Annotated in this window: 16 protein-coding genes; 6 read left to right on the top strand and 10 right to left on the bottom strand. The window is 74.4% G+C overall.

Going from position 1 to position 16,494, the window contains the following annotated elements; genetic code table 11:
- From gcvPA to folD, 5 genes are all read right to left on the bottom strand, one after another.
- The gene (gene gcvPA, locus ANAE109_RS12915; protein ID WP_012097318.1) at window positions 1-1,338 is read right to left on the bottom strand and encodes an aminomethyl-transferring glycine dehydrogenase subunit GcvPA; all 1,338 of its coding nucleotides are present in this window, start codon (window positions 1,336-1,338) and stop codon (window positions 1-3) included.
- 87 nt (window positions 1,339-1,425) lie between these two features.
- A complete protein-coding gene (gcvH, locus tag ANAE109_RS12910; RefSeq protein WP_012097317.1) occupies window positions 1,426-1,809 on the bottom strand; it encodes a glycine cleavage system protein GcvH in 384 nt (127 codons plus the stop codon).
- Window positions 1,810-1,825: 16 nt separating this feature from the next.
- Entirely contained in the window at window positions 1,826-2,908 is a 1,083-nt protein-coding gene (gcvT, locus tag ANAE109_RS12905) for a glycine cleavage system aminomethyltransferase GcvT (RefSeq protein ID WP_012097316.1), read from the bottom strand.
- Window positions 2,909-3,117: 209 nt separating this feature from the next.
- The gene (locus ANAE109_RS12900; RefSeq protein WP_012097314.1) at window positions 3,118-4,248 is read right to left on the bottom strand and encodes a metallophosphoesterase; all 1,131 of its coding nucleotides are present in this window, start codon (window positions 4,246-4,248) and stop codon (window positions 3,118-3,120) included.
- On the bottom strand, window positions 4,245-5,090 hold the full coding sequence (gene folD, locus ANAE109_RS12895; RefSeq protein WP_012097313.1) for a bifunctional methylenetetrahydrofolate dehydrogenase/methenyltetrahydrofolate cyclohydrolase FolD: 846 nt from the start codon (window positions 5,088-5,090) through the stop codon (window positions 4,245-4,247). Before folD ends, ANAE109_RS12900 begins: the two co-directional genes overlap by 4 nt.
- Window positions 5,091-5,218: 128 nt before the next feature.
- Between folD and ANAE109_RS12890 the strand changes: the two genes are divergently transcribed.
- From ANAE109_RS12890 to ANAE109_RS12880, 3 genes are all read left to right on the top strand, one after another.
- Window positions 5,219-5,437, top strand: coding sequence for a hypothetical protein (locus tag ANAE109_RS12890; RefSeq protein ID WP_041448320.1), 219 nt, complete (start codon window positions 5,219-5,221; stop codon window positions 5,435-5,437).
- A 103-nt stretch (window positions 5,438-5,540) separates the two neighbouring features.
- Window positions 5,541-6,017, top strand: a complete 477-nt coding sequence (locus ANAE109_RS12885; RefSeq protein WP_012097311.1) for a hypothetical protein — start codon at window positions 5,541-5,543, stop codon at window positions 6,015-6,017.
- A 35-nt stretch (window positions 6,018-6,052) separates the two neighbouring features.
- On the top strand, window positions 6,053-7,051 hold the full coding sequence (locus tag ANAE109_RS12880) for an adenosine deaminase (RefSeq protein ID WP_012097310.1): 999 nt from the start codon (window positions 6,053-6,055) through the stop codon (window positions 7,049-7,051).
- A 24-nt stretch (window positions 7,052-7,075) separates the two neighbouring features.
- Here ANAE109_RS12880 and ANAE109_RS12875 read toward each other — a convergent pair whose 3' ends face one another.
- The 5 genes from ANAE109_RS12875 to purM all read right to left on the bottom strand — a co-directional run bounded on the left by ANAE109_RS12875 (window position 7,076) and on the right by purM (window position 12,295).
- Window positions 7,076-8,386: a DUF6178 family protein gene (locus tag ANAE109_RS12875; protein WP_012097309.1), complete on the bottom strand. Its 1,311-nt coding sequence runs from the start codon at window positions 8,384-8,386 to the stop codon at window positions 7,076-7,078.
- 161 nt (window positions 8,387-8,547) lie between these two features.
- Entirely contained in the window at window positions 8,548-8,769 is a 222-nt protein-coding gene (rpmB, locus tag ANAE109_RS12870) for a 50S ribosomal protein L28 (RefSeq protein WP_012097308.1), read from the bottom strand.
- A gap of 101 nt (window positions 8,770-8,870) precedes the next feature.
- Complete coding sequence (locus ANAE109_RS12865; RefSeq protein WP_012097307.1) at window positions 8,871-10,418, bottom strand: NAD(P)/FAD-dependent oxidoreductase; 1,548 nt, start codon at window positions 10,416-10,418, stop codon at window positions 8,871-8,873.
- Window positions 10,419-10,571: 153 nt separating this feature from the next.
- Window positions 10,572-11,264, bottom strand: a complete 693-nt coding sequence (purN, locus tag ANAE109_RS12860; RefSeq protein WP_012097306.1) for a phosphoribosylglycinamide formyltransferase — start codon at window positions 11,262-11,264, stop codon at window positions 10,572-10,574.
- Window positions 11,261-12,295: a phosphoribosylformylglycinamidine cyclo-ligase gene (gene purM / locus ANAE109_RS12855; protein ID WP_012097305.1), complete on the bottom strand. Its 1,035-nt coding sequence runs from the start codon at window positions 12,293-12,295 to the stop codon at window positions 11,261-11,263. Before purM ends, purN begins: the two co-directional genes overlap by 4 nt.
- Window positions 12,296-12,651: 356 nt before the next feature.
- Between purM and accD the strand changes: the two genes are divergently transcribed.
- The 3 genes from accD (at window position 12,652) to ANAE109_RS12840 (ending at window position 16,488) form a co-directional block, all read left to right on the top strand.
- Window positions 12,652-13,509 carry an acetyl-CoA carboxylase, carboxyltransferase subunit beta gene (gene accD, locus ANAE109_RS12850; protein WP_012097304.1) on the top strand — a complete coding sequence of 286 codons (858 nt, stop codon included), beginning with the start codon at window positions 12,652-12,654 and terminating at the stop codon, window positions 13,507-13,509.
- Window positions 13,510-13,635: 126 nt separating this feature from the next.
- Window positions 13,636-14,847 (top strand): folylpolyglutamate synthase/dihydrofolate synthase family protein, encoded by a 1,212-nt coding sequence (locus tag ANAE109_RS12845; RefSeq protein ID WP_012097303.1) that lies wholly within the window; start codon window positions 13,636-13,638, stop codon window positions 14,845-14,847.
- Window positions 14,848-14,937: 90 nt separating this feature from the next.
- Window positions 14,938-16,488, top strand: a complete 1,551-nt coding sequence (locus ANAE109_RS12840) for an AMIN domain-containing protein (protein WP_012097302.1) — start codon at window positions 14,938-14,940, stop codon at window positions 16,486-16,488.
- Window positions 16,489-16,494 lie beyond the last annotated feature (6 nt).

Raw genomic sequence — 16,494 nt, 5'->3', positions numbered from 1 at the left:
CTATCCCTTCACCGACTGCGCGAAGAGCTCGATGAGCTCGGGGGTGTGCAGCTCGGTCGCGACGCTGAGGAGCGCGCCCTTGGCCCTCGGGAGCTCCGGGTACCAGCGCGCGAGCGGGGCGCCGGCGGCGATGCCGCGCTTGGCGAGCCGCGCCACCACCGCCTCCGCGTCGCCGACGTCGAAGGCCAGCTCGTTGAAGGGGGGCGCGGAGAACAGCGGGGCGATCCCGGCGCGCCCGAGCGCGTCCTTCAGCATGCGGGCGCGGGCGAAGTTCAGCCGCGCCAGCTCCGCGAGCCCCTGCTTGCCGAGCAGCGCGAGGTGGATGGTGGCCGCGAGGGCGGCGAGCCCGGAGTTGGTGCAGATGTTGGACGTCGCCTTCTCCCGGCGGATGTGCTGCTCGCGGGTGGAGAGGGTGAGCACGAACCCTCGCCGCCCGTGCTTGTCCACCGTCGCCCCGCAGACCCGGCCCGGCATCTGGCGCACGAACTGCTCGCGGATGGCGAAGAAGCCGGGCGCGGGACCGCCGAAGGACATCGGGTTCCCGAAGCTCTGGAAGGTGCCCACCGCGACGTCCGCGCCGAGGGCCCCGGGCGCCTGGAGCAGCCCGAGCGCCACCGCCTCGGCGGTCACCGCGACGGTGAGCGCGCCGGCCTTCTTGGCGATGGCGGCCGCCTGCGGCAGCGCGTCGACCACGCCGAGGAAGCTCGGGTAGCCGACGATCACCGCGGCCGTCCCGCCGTCCACCGCCGCCTCCAGCGCGCGGAGGTCGGTCCGGCCGTCGGCGCCGAACGGGACGGTCACGATCTCGTCGCCGGTCGAGCGCAGGTAGGTGGCGAGCACCTTGCGGTACTCCGGGTGAACGGCGGCCGAGACCACGATCTTGCTGCGCCCCGTCACCCGCGTGGCCATGAGGGCCGCCTCGGCCATGGCGGTCGCGCCGTCGTACATGGACGCGTTCGAGACGTCCATGCCGGTGAGGAGGCACACGAACGTCTGCCACTCGAAGAGCGCTTGCAGCGTGCCCTGCGACACCTCCGGCTGGTACGGGGTGTAGGCCGTGAAGAACTCGCCGCGGAGCAGGAGCTGATCGACCGCCGGCGGGACGTGGTGCGGGTAGCAGCCGGCGCCGACGAACGGCGGGTGGGCGGTGTCGTCGCGCGCCGCGAGGGCGCGGAGCTCGGCGAACAGCGTGATCTCGTCGGCCGCGGGAGGCAGGTCGAGGGGGCGGGCCAGGCGGAGCCGCTCCGGGATCGAGCGGAACAGGTCGTCGAGGCTCTCCGCCCCGATGACGTCGAGCATCGCCCGGACGTCCTCGGGCGTGTGCGGGTGGTAGCGCAAGGCGCGGACTCCTGTGGCCCGTCGGGGCCGGCTCGGGCGAGCGGCCGCGAGGCTGAATCGTGACGCGACCGCCGGCGGCGGACGCTGCTACTGCTCCTCGACGAAGGCGCGGTAGGCGCGCACGTCCATGAGCGCCTCGACCTCCTTCGGGTCGGAGGGCTCGACGGCGATCATCCAGCCCTCCTCGTACGGATCCGAGTTGATCGTCTCGGGGGCGTCCGCCAGCGGGTCGTTCACCTCGACGACCTTGCCGGAGATCGGGGCGAACAGCTCGGAGACGGCCTTCGTCGACTCCACCACGCCGAAGGACTCGCCCTTCTTCACGGTGTCGCCGATCTCGGGCAGCTCGACGAACACCACGTCGCCGAGCTGGTCCTGGGCGAAGTCGGTGATGCCGATGACGATCCTCGAGCCCTTCTGCCGGGCCCACTCGTGCTCGCGCGTGTACTTGAGGTCCTCGGGGAAATCCATGGCGTCCGCCTCCTCGTCACTTCCGCGTGTAGAACGGCGTCTTCACGACCTTGGCCGCGGCGGGTCGCCCGCGGATCTCGACGGCGAAGGTCGAGCCCTCGGCGGCGAGCGCCGGGGGCACGTAGGCGAGGCCGATGGAGGTCCCGAGCGACGGGCTGCGCGTCCCGCTCGTCACCTCGCCGACCTTCCGCCCGTCCTGCACCACCGGGTAGCCGTGCCGCGCGATGCCGGGGTCGGTGAGCACGAAGCCGACGAGCTTCCGCGCGAGGCCCTGCTCCTTCTGGCGGACGAGCGCGTCGCGCCCGACGAACTCGCCCTTGTCGAGCTTCACCACCCAGCCCAGGCCCGCCTCGAGCGGCGTCGTGCCGTCGTCCATGTCCGAGCCGTACAGGCGGTACGCCATCTCCAGGCGGAGCGAGTCGCGCGCGCCGAGGCCGCACGGCTGGAGCCCCTCGGGCTCGCCGGAGTCGACGACGGCGTCCCACAGCCGCGCGGCGGCGTCCGGCGGGCAGAACAGCTCGAAGCCGTCCTCGCCGGTGTAGCCGGTGCGCGCGATGAGGCAGGGCACGCCTGCGACCTCGCCCCGGGCGAAGCGGTAGGTGCGGATGGCGGGGAGATCCGCGCTCGTGAGCCGCTGCAGCACCCGGGCCGCGAGCGGTCCCTGCAGGGCGAGCTGCGCCCATTCGTCGGACTCGTTCCTCACGTCGGCGCCGGCGGCGTGACCGGCCAGCCACTCGTGGTCCTTCTGGCGATTCGCGGCGTTCACGCAGACGAGCAGATCGTCGGCGGCGCGGCGGTAGACGACCACGTCGTCCACGATCCCGCCGCTCTCGCGGCAGAGACAGCCGTACTGGGCCTGCCCGTCGGCGACCTTCGAGAGGTCGTTCGTGAAGAGCCGGCTCAGCGCCTCGAGGGCGCGCGGCCCGCGGAAGACGACCTCGCCCATGTGCGAGACGTCGAAGAGGCCGGCGCGCGTACGGACGGCCTCGTGCTCCGCGAGGACGCCGGCGTACTGGACCGGCATCTCCCAGCCGGCGAACTCCACCATCCGCGCGCCGGAGCGGACGTGCGTGTCGAAGAGGGGCGTTCGCTGGGCCATGGGCGCCTCGGGGACAACCGGGAAAGGCGGGCGAATTCTATCGGGGTCGACTCTCGGGTCAAGCGCGCCGGGCGCGGAAGATCCCGCGGAGACGCGCCCTTGCACTACCTCCCTGGCGGCGCGACCGCAAGGCGGGAACGCAGGGGAGGCCCGGGCGCCCCGGAACGGGGCTGTCGCCGCCTCGAACGCACTGCGCGCGAAGGGGTCCTTCAGTGGCAGCGCACCGGCTCGCAGCGCCCGCCGGCGACCGCGGCGCAGCAGTAGACGGCCTTGCCCTCGTCGTCCTCGAAGCGGTAGCGCCAGCCGTCGCGCGCCACCTCGAGCACGCCGTAGCCCCAGCGCACCGTCGCGAAGATCACCTCGGTCCCCGGGACGGAGGTCCCGTCGAACCGCTCCCCGGGGCGGCCCCGCGCGCCGTTGCCGGACACCAGCACGTCGAGCCCCTCGGGCGAGCGCAGGTGCTGCAGATCGTGGTCGTGCCCGGCGAGGAACGCGCGGATGCGGCCGGCGCCGGCGGCGAGGAGCTCGTCCATGCGGGCGAGACGCTCCGGCGTCGCGTCGTCCCGGTGGCTGCCGGCCGTGACGGGCGGGTGGTGGCCGACGAGGAAGCACCACGGTCTCTCGCAGCCGCCCGGCTCGGACTCGCACGCGTCGGCCCGGCACCCCGCCGCCTGGTCGCGCACGAAGGCGACCTCGTCCTCCAGCGCGAACCCGCCGTACGGCTCCTCGACGGGGTTCGTGTCCACCACCAGGAAGCGCGCGGCGGCGCGCTCGACGGCGTAGTGGCGCCCCGGCATCCGCCACACCGGCGAGCGGTGCGCCACCTCGAGGCAGGCCTTGAGCCTGCCCTCCGCCACCGGATCGCCGCTGCGGCGACAGTCCGTCCAGGTCGCGACGTCGTGGTTGCCGAGCGCGAGGTAGACCTCCGCGGCGGGAGGACCCGCGAGCCGCGCGAGCGGCGCGTCGTGGCGGGAGAAGGACGGATCGGCGGGCGGGGAGAAGCCGGGTGCGAGGGTGTTCCCGTCGTCGCCGAACCGGCACGCGTCCGCCCCTGGCGCGGTCACGTCGGGGCCACACGGGTAGACGTTGTCGCCCGGGAAGAAGCCGAGCGCGAACGGCGCTCGCTCGTGGGCGCGGATGACGGCGCGCGCGACCTCGCCCTGCTGATCGGTGGGGTCGCCGAAGTCCGCGAGGTGAAGGACGCGCTCGAACGGCCCGGCGATGGCGGGCGCCGGGCCCGGGTTCCGGGCGCGCGCGGAGCGGACCGTGAACGTCGGGCTCGCCGGCGAGCAGCCGGCGAGCACGGCGGCCAGCGCGGCCGCGACCGCCGCCCGCCTCACCGCGCGCCCGACCTCGCGAGCTCGATGGTGTTGACGAGCAGCATGGCGCGGGTCATCGGGCCGACCCCGCCCGGGACGGGCGTGATCGCCGAGGCGCGCCGCGCCGCGGCCGCGTACTCGACGTCGCCCACGAGGCGGCCGTCGTCGAGCCGGTTCATCCCGACGTCGATCACCACGGCGCCCTCGCGGATCCACTCGCCGCGGATGAGCTCCGCCTTTCCGATCGCCGCCACCACGATGTCGGCGCGGGCGACCTCGCCGGCCAGGTCCTGCGTGCGCGAGTGGGCGATGGTGACGGTGGCGTGCCGCTCGAGGAGCATCGCGGCCATGGGCTTGCCCACGATGTTCGAGCGGCCGACGACGATGGCGCGCTTGCCCTTCGGATCGACCCTCGCCTCGTCCAGCAGCCGCATCACGCCCGCCGGCGTGCACGGCCGCGGCGTGCCAGGGATGCCGATGGAGAGCGCGCCGACGTTGAACGGGTGGAAGCCGTCCGAGTCCTTGCGCGGGTCGATGGCGTCGAGCACGGCCCGCTCGTCGAGGTGCTTCGGCAGCGGGAGCTGCACGAGGATGCCGTGGACGGTGGGGTCGGCGTTGAGGCGTGCCACCAGCGCGAGCAGGTCGGCCTGCGAGACCGTCGCGGGGAGGTGATGCTCGTCGGAGCGGATCCCGACCTCCTCGCAATCCTTGCGCTTGCCGCGGACGTAGATGGCCGAGGCGGGGTCGTCTCCGACCCGCACCACGGAGAGCCCGGGGGCGACCCCGGAGGCCTTGAGCGCGCGCACGGCCTCTGCGACCTCGCCGCGCACCTTCGCTGCGATGAGCTTCCCGTCGATGATCATAGGGCCGCGCAGTATACCGGAGGACGCGCGGCTCGCGTCCCCCATCCTGGCCGCTTGGCGCCGCGGGGGTGCCGCCTCACCGTCATGGTCGTCCACGCTCCGCCCGCAAGCCGCCCGGGAGGCCGACCATGGCCCTGTACCGCTTCCTCTTCGCGCCCGCCCTCCTCGCCGTCGCCGTGCTGGCCGGGCCCGTGCACGAGCGGGCACAGCCGGTCCAGGCCGAGGCTCCCCGCGTGATCGCGACGGAGGCGGCCGCGCCCGCGGCCCGACCGCCGGCGGCGCTCGAGCGCGCCGTCGCGGCGAAGCACGCTCCGAGGCGCGCACCGAACGCGAAGCCGGCGCGCTGACGATTCGCGCCAAAGACGAGCCGGGCGCGCCGACGACGCGGGCACACGGGAGCCGGTCCGGCTAGAATCCCGGGCGCGCGAGGACGCGCCAGGGAGGACGCCGATGGCCCAGCTCTGCCAGAAGTGCTCGACGCCGCTCGACGACGCCGGCGCCTGCGTGACGTGCGACGCGGAGGGGGAGGGGCTCGCGCTCATCACGCGATCCGGCTACGCGTCGGTCCGCGAGATGATGTCGCTCCTGGAGGTCCAGGGGCTCGCGCCCGAGATGGAGAAGGTGCCGCCGGCGCGGCCCGAGGAGCGCGCGCACCCGCTCTGGAACCTCTACGTGCCGCGCGACGAGGTCCCGCGCGCCGGCGAGTTCCTGCGCAAGGACTGGGCAGAGCTGCTCGAGGATCCGGCGGCGGCCGCGGCCGCCGCGCGCGGCCAGACGGGAGTGGATCTCGACGCGGGCGGCGAGGTGACGTGCCCCGCCTGCGGGCACGCCTTCGCGGTGAGCGCGGGCGGGCCGGCGGAGTGCCCGGAGTGCGGGCTCGGGCTCGGCGCACCCGCGAACGCGGCGCCGGACGAGGCGCAGTCCTGAGCGGTCCGAACCCGAAGCGAACACGACGGAGCGACATGCCCAGGGAGCTCGCGGATCTCCACATCCACGTCGGCGGCGCGGTCGCCCCCCACATCCTCTGGTCGATCGCGCACGACCAGGGCTTCAAGCTGCCGGTCTCCGACTACTGGGAGTTCAAGGAGCTCGTCTCGGCGCGGCCGGGGAAGGTGAGGTCGCTCGACGAGTACCTCGCGGTGCTCCACACCTGGACGGAGCGGATCCAGTCCTCGCCGCAGGCGATGGAGCGCAGCGTCTACGAGGTGATCGGGAAGGAGTACCGCTCCTCGCGCGTCTCGCTCATCGAGCTGCGCTTCAACCCGATGAAGCGCAACGTCGGCGGCGAGCGCGATCTCGATCACATCATCCACGCGGCGCTGCGCGGCATGGATCGGGCGGTCCTCGAGTACGGCGTGCGGGCCGGGATCATCTTCTGCCTCGCCCGCGAGTTCGACGCCCGGCTGAACGAGATCCTGGTCGAGAAGGCGATCCGCTACCGGCGCCGCGGCGTGGTGGGGATCGACCTCGCCGGGACCGAGCGCAACGCCATCGAGCTGGACGGTCGAGAGGTGAAGCGCTACCGCGAGCTGTTCGCGCGGGCGCGGGCGGCTGGCCTCAAGACGACCGTCCACACGGGCGAGACCGCCGGGACCGGCGCGGAGGGCGTGCGGGCGGTGGTCGAGGAGCTGCAGCCGCAGCGGATCGGCCACGGCATCTGCGCCGCGAAGGACGAGCGCGTCATGGATCTGCTCCGCGAGCGCGGCGTGGTCCTGGAGATCTGCCCGAGCTCCAACCTGGCGACCCGCGCCGTGGCCTCGCTGGACGAGCTCGGCGAGGTGCTGCGCCGCTTCTGGCAGCGGGGCGTGAAGTTCACCATCAACACCGACGGGCCGTACCTGCTCGACACGAACATGCGCAGCGAGGTGCGGCTGCTGCGGGACGGCGGGATCCTCTCGGACGAGCAGCTCGACCAGACGCAGGAGTGGGCCCGCGAGGCGACGTTCGTCGAGGCCGGGTAGGGCGCCGGCGGCAGCCCCGTCGTCCTACGGCGCGGGTGCCGCCCCGGCCTCCGCCTCGGCCGCGTCGAGCGCGGCCGCGGTGCGGGCGAGGTCCGCCGAGGATCGGAAGTGGCGCGGCTCGAAGGCCGCGGCCATGGGGGTACCCCACTCCTCCCGCGGCGCCTCGATGCCCGGGAAGTAACGGGGCCTGCGGCGCGCGAGCGCGGTGAGCAGCTCCGAGAGCGGCGAGCGGAACCGCTCGGCCCCGCCGGCGGCGGCGAGGAGCCGCTCCGCCCGCCAGCGCAGCTCGAGCACGCGCCCGAACCCCTCCTGGAAGATCCGCTTCACCGGGGTCTCGGCCAGCACCTCGGCCGCGCGGGCCTCGTCCTCCCCGGAGAGCTTCTCGAGGCCGAGCTCGAGGTACGCCCGCGCGGCGCCGAACGCGGCGCGCACCGCCTCGAGGTCGCCGGGGTCCACGGCGTCCGCGACGAGGACCGCGTTCGCCGCGGACACGATCTGCCGTTCCAGCGCGTCGCGCTCGGACGGGGCGAGGGCGGCGAACGCGCGGTCGAGCAGCGACGACGTCGCGAGCGTCGCGAGGAAGAAGCCGGGCGGGCGCGCAGCGAGCCCCGGCGCCGTGGCGGGCGTGCGCGGCGGGCGCGCGAACCAGGAGAGGGCCTCGTCGAGGGAAGGGTAGCCGAGATCGGCGAGCCGCCCCGCGCGCCACCGCAGCGCAGTCTCCTCGAGCTCGCTCGGCAGGTCCCAGCGGATCGAGGAGAGCAGCCGCGTGGCCGCGAACGGGTCCTCCGCGTACAGGTCGTCGAGGATCCCGCGGACGGCCATGTACTCGGCGCCGTCGACGAGGAACTCGATGACGAACTTCCCCTCGGGCGCCCGCATGAAGCGGTCGCTCGTGAGCTCCGGGTCCGGATCCTGCTCGAGGTCGTGCACGCGCAGCGTCGTGCGCAGGACGAGGTGGAGGAGCTCGCGATCCAGCGCCGCGAGCTTGCGCTCCCAGCGCGCCGCCGCCTTCGGCTCGAGCTGGGCGCCCGCGCGCGCCGCGCGCAGCCAGGGCAGCGCCTTCCGCGCGTCGAAGCCGGCGCGGGACCAGGCGTCGAGATCGACGAAGATCTTGAACTGCTCTGCCGAGGCGAGCTGCACGATGGGGGCGGCGTCGGCGAGGCCGATGTCGCGCACCGTGAAGTAGAGCTCGTCCGCGGGCAGCGCGCGCACGAGCGCCTGCGGATCGCGCGCGTCGAGGATCACGTCGAGCCGCTTGCGGCCGCGCGCCGCGGCGAGCGCCGTGCGGGCGTCCCGGAGCTCCGCGGGGGCGAGCGACCTGTCGTCCTTTGCCATCACGCACCCCCATGGCGCACCGCCCCGGCCGGCGCAACGCCTTGCGACCCGGCTCCGGGTCCGCGGACGGCTGCACGCAGGTCGGGGGGTGGCGCTCGGCTGCGGTCCGAGAGAGGCCGCGCGGGGAACGGAGAGCGCGCCCGAGAGGCGGGCGAACTGCCCTAGGCGCGCGCCGAGGCGCGCGAGGCGCCGTGCGCGACCTTCACGACCTTGCCGGCCTTGAGGCAGCGCGTGCAGACGCGCACGTGCTTCACCGTGCCGTCGACCGTCGCGCGGACAGAGCGCAGGTTCGGCAGCGAGCGGGTCTTCGACTTGTTGTTCGCGTGGGAGACGTTGTTGCCCACGAGCGGGCCCTTCCCACAGATGTCGCAGCGGCGTGCCATGGCTTGCTCCGAAAACCGAAAGAGCGCGGGATATTACGCAACGGCGGCGGAAATGCAAGGGCTGGATCGCGCCCAGCCACCCCGGCGGCGCGACGCCTACTTCAGCGGGCCTTCGAGCCGAGCAGCGCGGCGACGTGCCCGGCCGCCTGGATGCCCGCGTAGAACTCGCCCTCGATCCCGAGGCCGGGGAGCACCTCCCGGCCGGCGAAGAAGAGGTTCTTCCACGGGCCTTTCACGGGCAGGCCGGTGACGCCGAGGAACTCGTCGAGGTTCGCCTCGTAGAGCGGGTGCACCGGGGGGAGCTCGGCGGCGTGTGGCGACGCCAGCAGCGGCGCGGACTCGGCGATGAGGTGGCGCTCGAAGAACGGGATGGCGTCGGCCACGGCCTCGCGGATGCGGCCGGCCGCCTCGCGGAGCGCGGCGCTGCCTCGCACGTCCGCGGAGATGAAGCCCGAGGCGCACACGACGCGCTCGTCCGACACGGGCTCCCCGGCCGCTCCCTTGTCGCCGGGCCCCTTTCGACCCTCGCGCCGGGCGGGGAGGACCTGGAGGAACACCGCGTTGTCGAGCCCGTCGCCGCCGGAGGCGTTCCGGAGCGCCACGACGTTCTCGGCGAGCGCCGGGGGCAGGGCCGTCTGCTTGACGACGAGGTTCACCGAGACGAGCTGGCGCCGGGGGCGGATCCCGCGGAGCGGCTCGAGCGCGCGCGATTCCCGGAGGTCCGCGGGCAGCAGCCCGAGCAGGCGGTCCGCGTCGGTGGCGGCGATGAACGCGCGTGCGACGTGGGCGTCCGGAGAGTCGGCGAGCCGCACCGCCTCCACCTTGCCGCCCTCGATCTCGAACCCGGTCGCGACCGCCGGCTCGCCCGGGCCGCCGCGGAGCTCCCCGCGCGACTCCGCGATGCGGCGCCGGACCATCTCGCGCAGCGTCCCCTGGCCGCCGGGCAGCCGGCTCGTGCCGCGGAACGCGCCGCCGAGGAGGCGCACGAGGGAGAGGGGGGACGGCTCGCCGTCGAGGTAGGTGAGATAGCGGTGCGCGATGGCGAGGCTCTGCGCGAGCTCGTGATCCTCGAGCCCCGCGAACGGCCGCGCCACCCCGACCGGCTCCGGCGGCGCGCCGGGCGCCGACGAGGCGAGCTTGATGGCCTTCTTCACCTCGCGGCGCTCGATGAAGCCGTCGGGCGGGAGCGGCGGCGCCGCGCGCAGGAAGAACCCGGCGAAGTCGAAGAGCGTGCCGAGCTTCGCGAAGGAGGCCTCGAGCGCCTCGGCCTCCTGCGGCCACTCGCGGCGCAGCTCGATGCGCAGCACCGCGGGGTCGCGCGAGAGGTCGGCGCGGTGCTTCGGCAGGAGGAGCTGGAGGTCCGGATCCGAGGGGACGAGCGCGCGCGAGAAGTCCGTCGCCAGGCCCAGCTCGGAGAGGACCGCCTCGGCGCTCGGCAGCTGGCGCGGGGAGGGGACGACCGCCGGGCCGAACGGCAGGACGTAGCCGTGATCGGCGTAGTGGAAGCCCGGGTCGTCGTGCGCGACGTGCAAGACGCGGAGGCCGCGCCGGGCGAGCAGGGCGCCGGCGACGACGCCGCCGAGCTGCGAGCCGACGACGCAGACGTCGTAGATGCGCTGGGTTGCGGGGGGACGGAAGGTCTGCGCCACGGGCGTGGCAGTCTACTCGGGTTCGGCCGGACGCCAAACGGATCAGTTGGACGGGGGCTGCGCCCCGCCCCGGCAGCGGAGCAGCTGGGGCCCCACCGCTGGCAACGGCTCACCGCTGCCGTCGTGGGCCCCTGCGCGTCGCGCGGCGCGACCTCAGCCGAGCTCGACGACCGGGTTCGTGACCGGCGCCGCGGGCGCGGCGCGCGCGCCGTCCACGCGCACGCGGCGCCCCTCGACGGAGAGCCGCCCCTCCGACAGCCACTGGATGGCCTGCGGATAGAGCCGGTGCTCCTGCTGGAGGATGCGCGCGGCGAGCGCCGCGTCGTCGTCGTCCGGCAGCACCGGCACGACCGCCTGCGCGATGACCGGGCCGGTGTCGGTCCCCTCGTCCACGAAGTGCACGGTGCAGCCGGCGAAGCGCGCGCCGTACTCGACGCACTGCCGCTGCGCGTGGAGCCCGGGGAAGCTCGGCAAGAGGCCAGGGTGGACGTTCAGCACGCGCGGGCAGCCGCGCGACCCGGAGGTCGGGCCGAAGGCGCGGAGGAAGGCAGGGGTGACGAGGCGCATGTAGCCGGCGAGGCACACCACCTCGACGCGATGCGCGCGCAGGACCTCGACCAGCGCGAGGTCGTAGGCCTCCCGATCCGCGACGCCCTTGGACGGGAGGACCTCGGTCGCGACCCCCGCGCGACGCGCCCGATCGAGCGCGCCGGCGGTCGGGACGTTCGACACCACCACCGCGACCTCGGCGTCGATGCGGCGCGCGGCGCCCCCGGCCCCGCACGCGTCCAGGATCGCCTGCAGGTTCGTGCCGCCGCCCGAGGCGAGGACGCCGACCCGGATCACCGCACCACCTCGCAGGTCGCCTCGCCGGTGCCCACCTCGATCTGCCCGACGGTCCAGGCGTCGAGCCCGCGGGCGCGCAGCGCGGCGTGCGCGGCCGCCTCGTCCCCCGGGGCGACCACCGCCACGAGCCCCAGCCCCATGTTGAAGGTCCGGTACATCTCGTCGCGCGGGACCCCCCCTTCGCGCTCGACGAGATCGAAGATCGCGGGCCGCGGCCAGCGCTTCTCCTCGAGCACGGCGCGGGTGCCGTCGGGGAGGGTGCGCGGGACGTTGCCGGGCAGGCCTCCCCCGGTGATGTGGGAGAACGCCTTGACCGGCACCGCGTCCAGCAGCGCGAGGACGTCCTTAGCGTAGATCCGGGTGGGCTCGAGGAGCGCCTCCCCGAGCGTCCGACCGCCGAGGCCGTCGAAGCGCCGGTCGAGCGGGTGGCGGTCCATGAGCGCCTTGCGCGCGAGCGAGTAGCCGTTCGAGTGGAGCCCCGTGGACGCCACCCCGACGACGACGTCGCCCGGCGCGACGCCCTTCCCGTCCACGATCCGAGACCGCTCCACGCAGCCCACCGCGAAGCCGGCGAGGTCGTACTCGCCCGGCGCGTAGAAGCCCGGGAGCTCCGCGGTCTCGCCGCCGATGAGGGCGCAGCCCGCCTGGCGGCAGCCCTCGGCGATGCCCTTCACCACCTCGGCGCCCTGCTCGGCCGAGAGCTTGCCGGTCCCGAAGTAGTCGAGGAAGAAGAGCGGCTCGGCGCCCACGACCGCCACGTCGTTCACGCACATCGCCACGAGGTCGATGCCGATGGTGTCGTGCCGGTTCGCCGCGAAGGCGACCTTGAGCTTCGTCCCGACCCCGTCCGTGCCGGAGACGAGCACCGGCTCGCGGTACTTCTTCACGTCGAGCGCGAACAGCCCCCCGAAGCCGCCGATCCCGGCGAGGACCTCCGGGCGGAGGGTGGGGCGGGCATGGGGCTTGATGAGCTCGACGAGGCGGTCGCCCTCGTCGATGTCGACGCCCGCGTCGCGATAGGTGAGGGACATGGCGGGCCCTTATCGCGACCGCGCGACGGCCGCAAGCCCGCTCGGCGCACGATACGGGCCCGGCGGCCAGGAGCCAGGTGACACGTGGGGAGGCGCGGCGCCCTGAGGCGCGGGCGCGGGCTGCGCGGGTCGCTAGAGGGCGACCGCGAGGAGCAGCAGGGCGGCGAGGAGGACGGTGGTGAGGCGCATCGGGGAGCAGCCTTCGCTCGGAGTGCTTGACGGGCATCGTAGCGGAGCGATCCGTCATCGCCAGTTTTCGACCGCGCCCGTGCCGCGGCGCGTCGCAGGCGGTTCGTTGACACCGGCGCGGAAGGTCGGCTAAGCCCACGTCTCCCTCGCGAGGTCACCCACCGCAAATGGCCTGGTTCTCCAAGCAGAAGAAGGTGAAGGCGAAGGAGTCGACGCCCGCCTCCCCCCCGCCCCCGCTCGCCAAGGGCGAGGGCATCTGGCACAAGTGCGCGGGGTGCGAGAACGTCGTCGCGCGCGCCGAGCTGGAGCGCGAGTGGAACGTGTGCCCGTCGTGCGGCCAGCACGAGGCGCTCCCCATCCGGCGGCGCCTGGAGCTGGTCCTCGACGATGGCTCGTTCGAGGAGCTCGACGCCGAGCTCACTCCCCAGGACCCGCTCGGCTTCGTGGACTCGAAGAGGTACCGGGATCGGCTCAAGGGGACCTTCAAGAGCACCGGGCTGCGAGACGCCTTCATCTCCGGCGTGGGCGCCATCGGCGGCCAGCAGGTCTCCATCGGCTCCTTCGCGTTCGAGTTCATGGGCGGCTCCATGGGCTCGGTGGTCGGCGAGAAGGTGACGCGCGTGTTCGACCGCGCCTACGAGCGCAGGATCCCGGCCATCGTCTTCTCCTCGACCGGCGGCGCCCGCATGCAGGAGGGCATCTTCTCCCTCATGCAGATGGCGAAGACGTCCGCGGCGCTCCACCGCTTCCGCTCGGTGCGCAAGCCCTACGTCTCCGTGATGCTCCACCCGACCACGGGCGGGGTGGCGGCGAGCTTCGCCTGGCTGGGCGACGTGGTCATCGCCGAGCCGAAGGCGCTCATCGGCTTCGCCGGGCCGCGCGTGATCGAGCAGACCATCCGCGAGAAGCTGCCGCCGGGCTTCCAGCGGAGCGAGTTCCTCCTCGAGCACGGCATGATCGACGCCATCGTGCACCGACACGACATGCGCGATCGGCTCGGGCAGCTGATGTCGCTGCTCGGCTGAGTGAACGCCCGGCGGACGGGCTTCACGCGTCGGGCTTCAGGCTGAAGCCCGCGCAGCCGCGCCGCTTCGCCGAGGCCAGAGCTCCGAGGACCGAGGCCGCAGCGCTTGACCGACTGGCTTTGAGTCATGGCCGATCCCCACGCCTACCTCGCCGGGCTGCAGCCGCTCGCGATGCGCTTCGGCCTCGAGCGCATGCAGCGCGCGCTCGACGCGCTGGGGCGTCCCGAGCGCGCCTACCCCGTACTGCACGTCGGCGGGACGAACGGCAAGGGGTCCACCTGCGCGATGGCGGCCGCGGCCCTGGCCGCCGCCGGCCACGAGGTGGGCCTCTACACGTCCCCCCACCTCGTCCGCTTCAACGAGCGGATCCAGGTGCGCGGCGCCGCCATCGGCGACGACGAGCTCGCCGCCGTGGTGGAGGAGATCCGCCGGGCCTGTCCGTGGCACGACGGGGGCGGGGAGGGCGACCGGCTCACCTACTTCGAGTTCGCCACGCTCGCGGGCCTGCTCCACTTCGCGCGGGCCGGCGTCGGCGCCGCGGTGGTCGAGGTGGGGCTCGGCGGCCGCTTCGACGCGACGAACGCGATCGTCCCGCGCGTCACCGCCATCGCCGCCATCGGCCTCGATCACACGCAGCTGCTCGGCGACACCGTCGAGCGGATCGCGGTCGAGAAGGCCGGCATCTTCAAGCCCGGCGTGCCGGCGGTGGTCCACGGGCGGCAGCCCCCCGCGGCGCTGGAGGCGCTCCACGCGGAGGCCGTCCGGCGCGGCGCGCCGTTCGTGGTCGCCGCCCGGGATTACCCGGGCGCCATCGCGCTGCCGGGCCCGCACCAGCGCGGCAACGCCGGGCTCGCGGACGCCGCGCTGCGCCAGCTCTCCCGGGCCGGGGTCGCGCTCTCCGACGAGGCGATCGCCCGCGGGATCGCGACGGCGCGCTGGCCGGGGCGGCTCGAGGAGGTCGCCGGCGTGCTCCTCGACGGAGCGCACAACCCGGACGGCGCGGCCGCCCTGGCAGCCGCGCTCCGGGCGATGTACCCCGGACGTCCGGTGGAGCTGGTGTTCGGCGTGCTGGCCGACAAGGACCACGCCCGGATGCTCGCGGCGCTCGTCCGGGCCGCGCGCGCCCTGCACGTCGTCACGCCCGCTTCCACCCGTGCTCGCCCCGCCGACGAGGTCGCGGCGACTGCGCGCGGCCTCGGCGCGCCAGCCGACGTGCACGACTCGGTGGCGGACGCCATCGCCTGCGCCCGGCGCGCGGCGCTCCCCGGCGGCGTCGTCTGCGTGGCCGGGTCGCTCTACCTGGTCGGCGAGGCCAGGGACCTGCTCGTGCCGGGGTAGGTAGATATCGCATTGTAACGCCTAGGCTTTTTTTGGGGCTCGCCCGGTCGCATGCTAACCTGCCGGCCGATCTTCCAGGGGAGCCCACGCATGCGTCCTCGTCATCTCCTCGCGCTCGTCCTCGCCTTCGCGGGCAGCGCCCGCGCCGCGGGCGGCCTGAACGTCGTCTCAGCGGTGGAGGTGAGGGACGAGGGTGCCGCGGTCGTCTTGCAGGTGAAGGGTTCCAAGGCGCCGAACTTCACGACCTTCTCGATGGCCGATCCCCCGCGGTTCGTGATCGACCTGTCGGAGGCGAAGTTCCAGGGCGTGCCCGAGGACATCCTGGTCCGGAACGGGGTCGTGAACCTCGTGAAGAACCTGTCCTACGGATCCGACGCGACGTCCATCGCGCGCATCATGGTGGCCTTCCAGCTCGAGGTGGATCCCCCCGAGGTCCTGGCGGAGGGGACCACGCTCGTCGTCCGCGTGGCGAAGCCCGCCGGTACGGCGCCGGCGGTGGCGGCCGCCGACGACGCGGACGCGCGCGAGGCAGCGGAGGCGAGGGCGCGCGCCGAGGCGCAGGCCGAGGCGGAGCGAAAGGCACAGGAGGAGGCCACCGCCCGCGCCGCCGCGGAGGCGCAGGCGCGGGCCGAAGCCGAGCAGGCGAAGGCCGCCGAGGAGGCCGAGAAGGCTGCGCGGGCGGAGAAGGCTGCGGAGGCCGAGAAGGTTGCGCAGGCCGAGAAGGTTGCGCAGGCCGAGAAGGTTGCGCAGGCCGAGAAAGCTGCGGAGGCCGAGAAGGCTGCGGGAGCCGAGAAGGTCGCGGCGACGGAGCGGGCGCGCGCGGAGGAGGAGGCGAGGAGCGCGGCCGAAGCGCGCGCGGCCTACGAGGAGGAGCGGCAGGAGGCGGTCGCGAGCGAGCGGGCCGCCGCCGAGGAGCGCGCGCGGGCGGAGGCCGAGGCGGGCGAGGCGGCGGCGCAGGCACGCGCCGAGGCGGACCGGAAGGCGCGGGAGGAGGCCGACGCCCGGGCGGCCGCGGAGGCGCGGGCCGCCGCCGAGCACGAGCTCGCCGCCGCGAACGGGCGCAGCGAGGCGGTCGCATCCGACGACGCGGCCGCGTTCGAGCGGGCAGCGGCGAGCGCCGAGGCGGCGCCCGAGGCGTCTCCCGCGCTCGCTGAGAGGGCTGCCGCCGAGGACGGGTCCGCCGACCGGCTCGACGTGGGCGCGCCGAGCGCGCGGCTGCGCGAGGTCGGCTTCCGCCAGCTCCCCGGCGCCTCGCGCGTCTACATCCGCACGACCGTGACGCCCCGCTTCACCATCCAGGACGTCGGCGAGAACGTCATCCGGGTGGAGCTCGAGAACACCCGCGCCACGCGCGGCAACGACCTGCGCCACCTCGACACCTCGTTCTTCCCGTCGGCCGTCGCCGTGGTCACCCCCGCGCGGCGCGGGTCCAGCTACGTCCTGGACATCAAGCTGCGCGAGCGCGTCCCGTTCCAGCAGCGGATCGAGGGCGACATGCTCGCCATCGACTTCGAGCGTCCCGCCGCCGCGGGCGATCTGCCCGTCGCGGGGAGCGCCCCGGCCGACGGCGCGGACGCCGCCGAGCCGGTTCCCGCCGCGCTCGAGGGGGGCGCGCCCGAGGCGGCACCGGCCGCGAATTGACGCCAC

It is taken from the genome of Anaeromyxobacter sp. Fw109-5 (assembly GCF_000017505.1).
In the GTDB taxonomy this organism is placed as follows: domain Bacteria; phylum Myxococcota; class Myxococcia; order Myxococcales; family Anaeromyxobacteraceae; genus Anaeromyxobacter.
The sequence above is the reverse complement of the archived record's forward strand: the minus strand, read 5'-3'. Positions and strand labels throughout refer to the sequence as shown.

What these genes read in the sequence shown, in the direction of transcription:
- gcvH (WP_012097317.1), bottom strand. Translation starts at nt 1,809, where the DNA reads ATGGATTTCCCCGAGGACCTCAAGTACACGCGCGAGCACGAGTGGGCC.
- folD (WP_012097313.1), bottom strand. Translation starts at nt 5,090, where the DNA reads ATGATCATCGACGGGAAGCTCATCGCAGCGAAGGTGCGCGGCGAGGTC.
- ANAE109_RS12880 (WP_012097310.1), top strand. Translation starts at nt 6,053, where the DNA reads ATGCCCAGGGAGCTCGCGGATCTCCACATCCACGTCGGCGGCGCGGTC.
- ANAE109_RS12890 (WP_041448320.1), top strand. Translation starts at nt 5,219, where the DNA reads ATGGCCCTGTACCGCTTCCTCTTCGCGCCCGCCCTCCTCGCCGTCGCC.
- ANAE109_RS12875 (WP_012097309.1), bottom strand. Translation starts at nt 8,386, where the DNA reads ATGGCAAAGGACGACAGGTCGCTCGCCCCCGCGGAGCTCCGGGACGCC.
- purM (WP_012097305.1), bottom strand. Translation starts at nt 12,295, where the DNA reads ATGTCCCTCACCTATCGCGACGCGGGCGTCGACATCGACGAGGGCGAC.
- gcvT (WP_012097316.1), bottom strand. Translation starts at nt 2,908, where the DNA reads ATGGCCCAGCGAACGCCCCTCTTCGACACGCACGTCCGCTCCGGCGCG.
- ANAE109_RS12885 (WP_012097311.1), top strand. Translation starts at nt 5,541, where the DNA reads ATGGCCCAGCTCTGCCAGAAGTGCTCGACGCCGCTCGACGACGCCGGC.
- accD (WP_012097304.1), top strand. Translation starts at nt 12,652, where the DNA reads ATGGCCTGGTTCTCCAAGCAGAAGAAGGTGAAGGCGAAGGAGTCGACG.
- ANAE109_RS12845 (WP_012097303.1), top strand. Translation starts at nt 13,636, where the DNA reads ATGGCCGATCCCCACGCCTACCTCGCCGGGCTGCAGCCGCTCGCGATG.
- ANAE109_RS12840 (WP_012097302.1), top strand. Translation starts at nt 14,938, where the DNA reads ATGCGTCCTCGTCATCTCCTCGCGCTCGTCCTCGCCTTCGCGGGCAGC.
- rpmB (WP_012097308.1), bottom strand. Translation starts at nt 8,769, where the DNA reads ATGGCACGCCGCTGCGACATCTGTGGGAAGGGCCCGCTCGTGGGCAAC.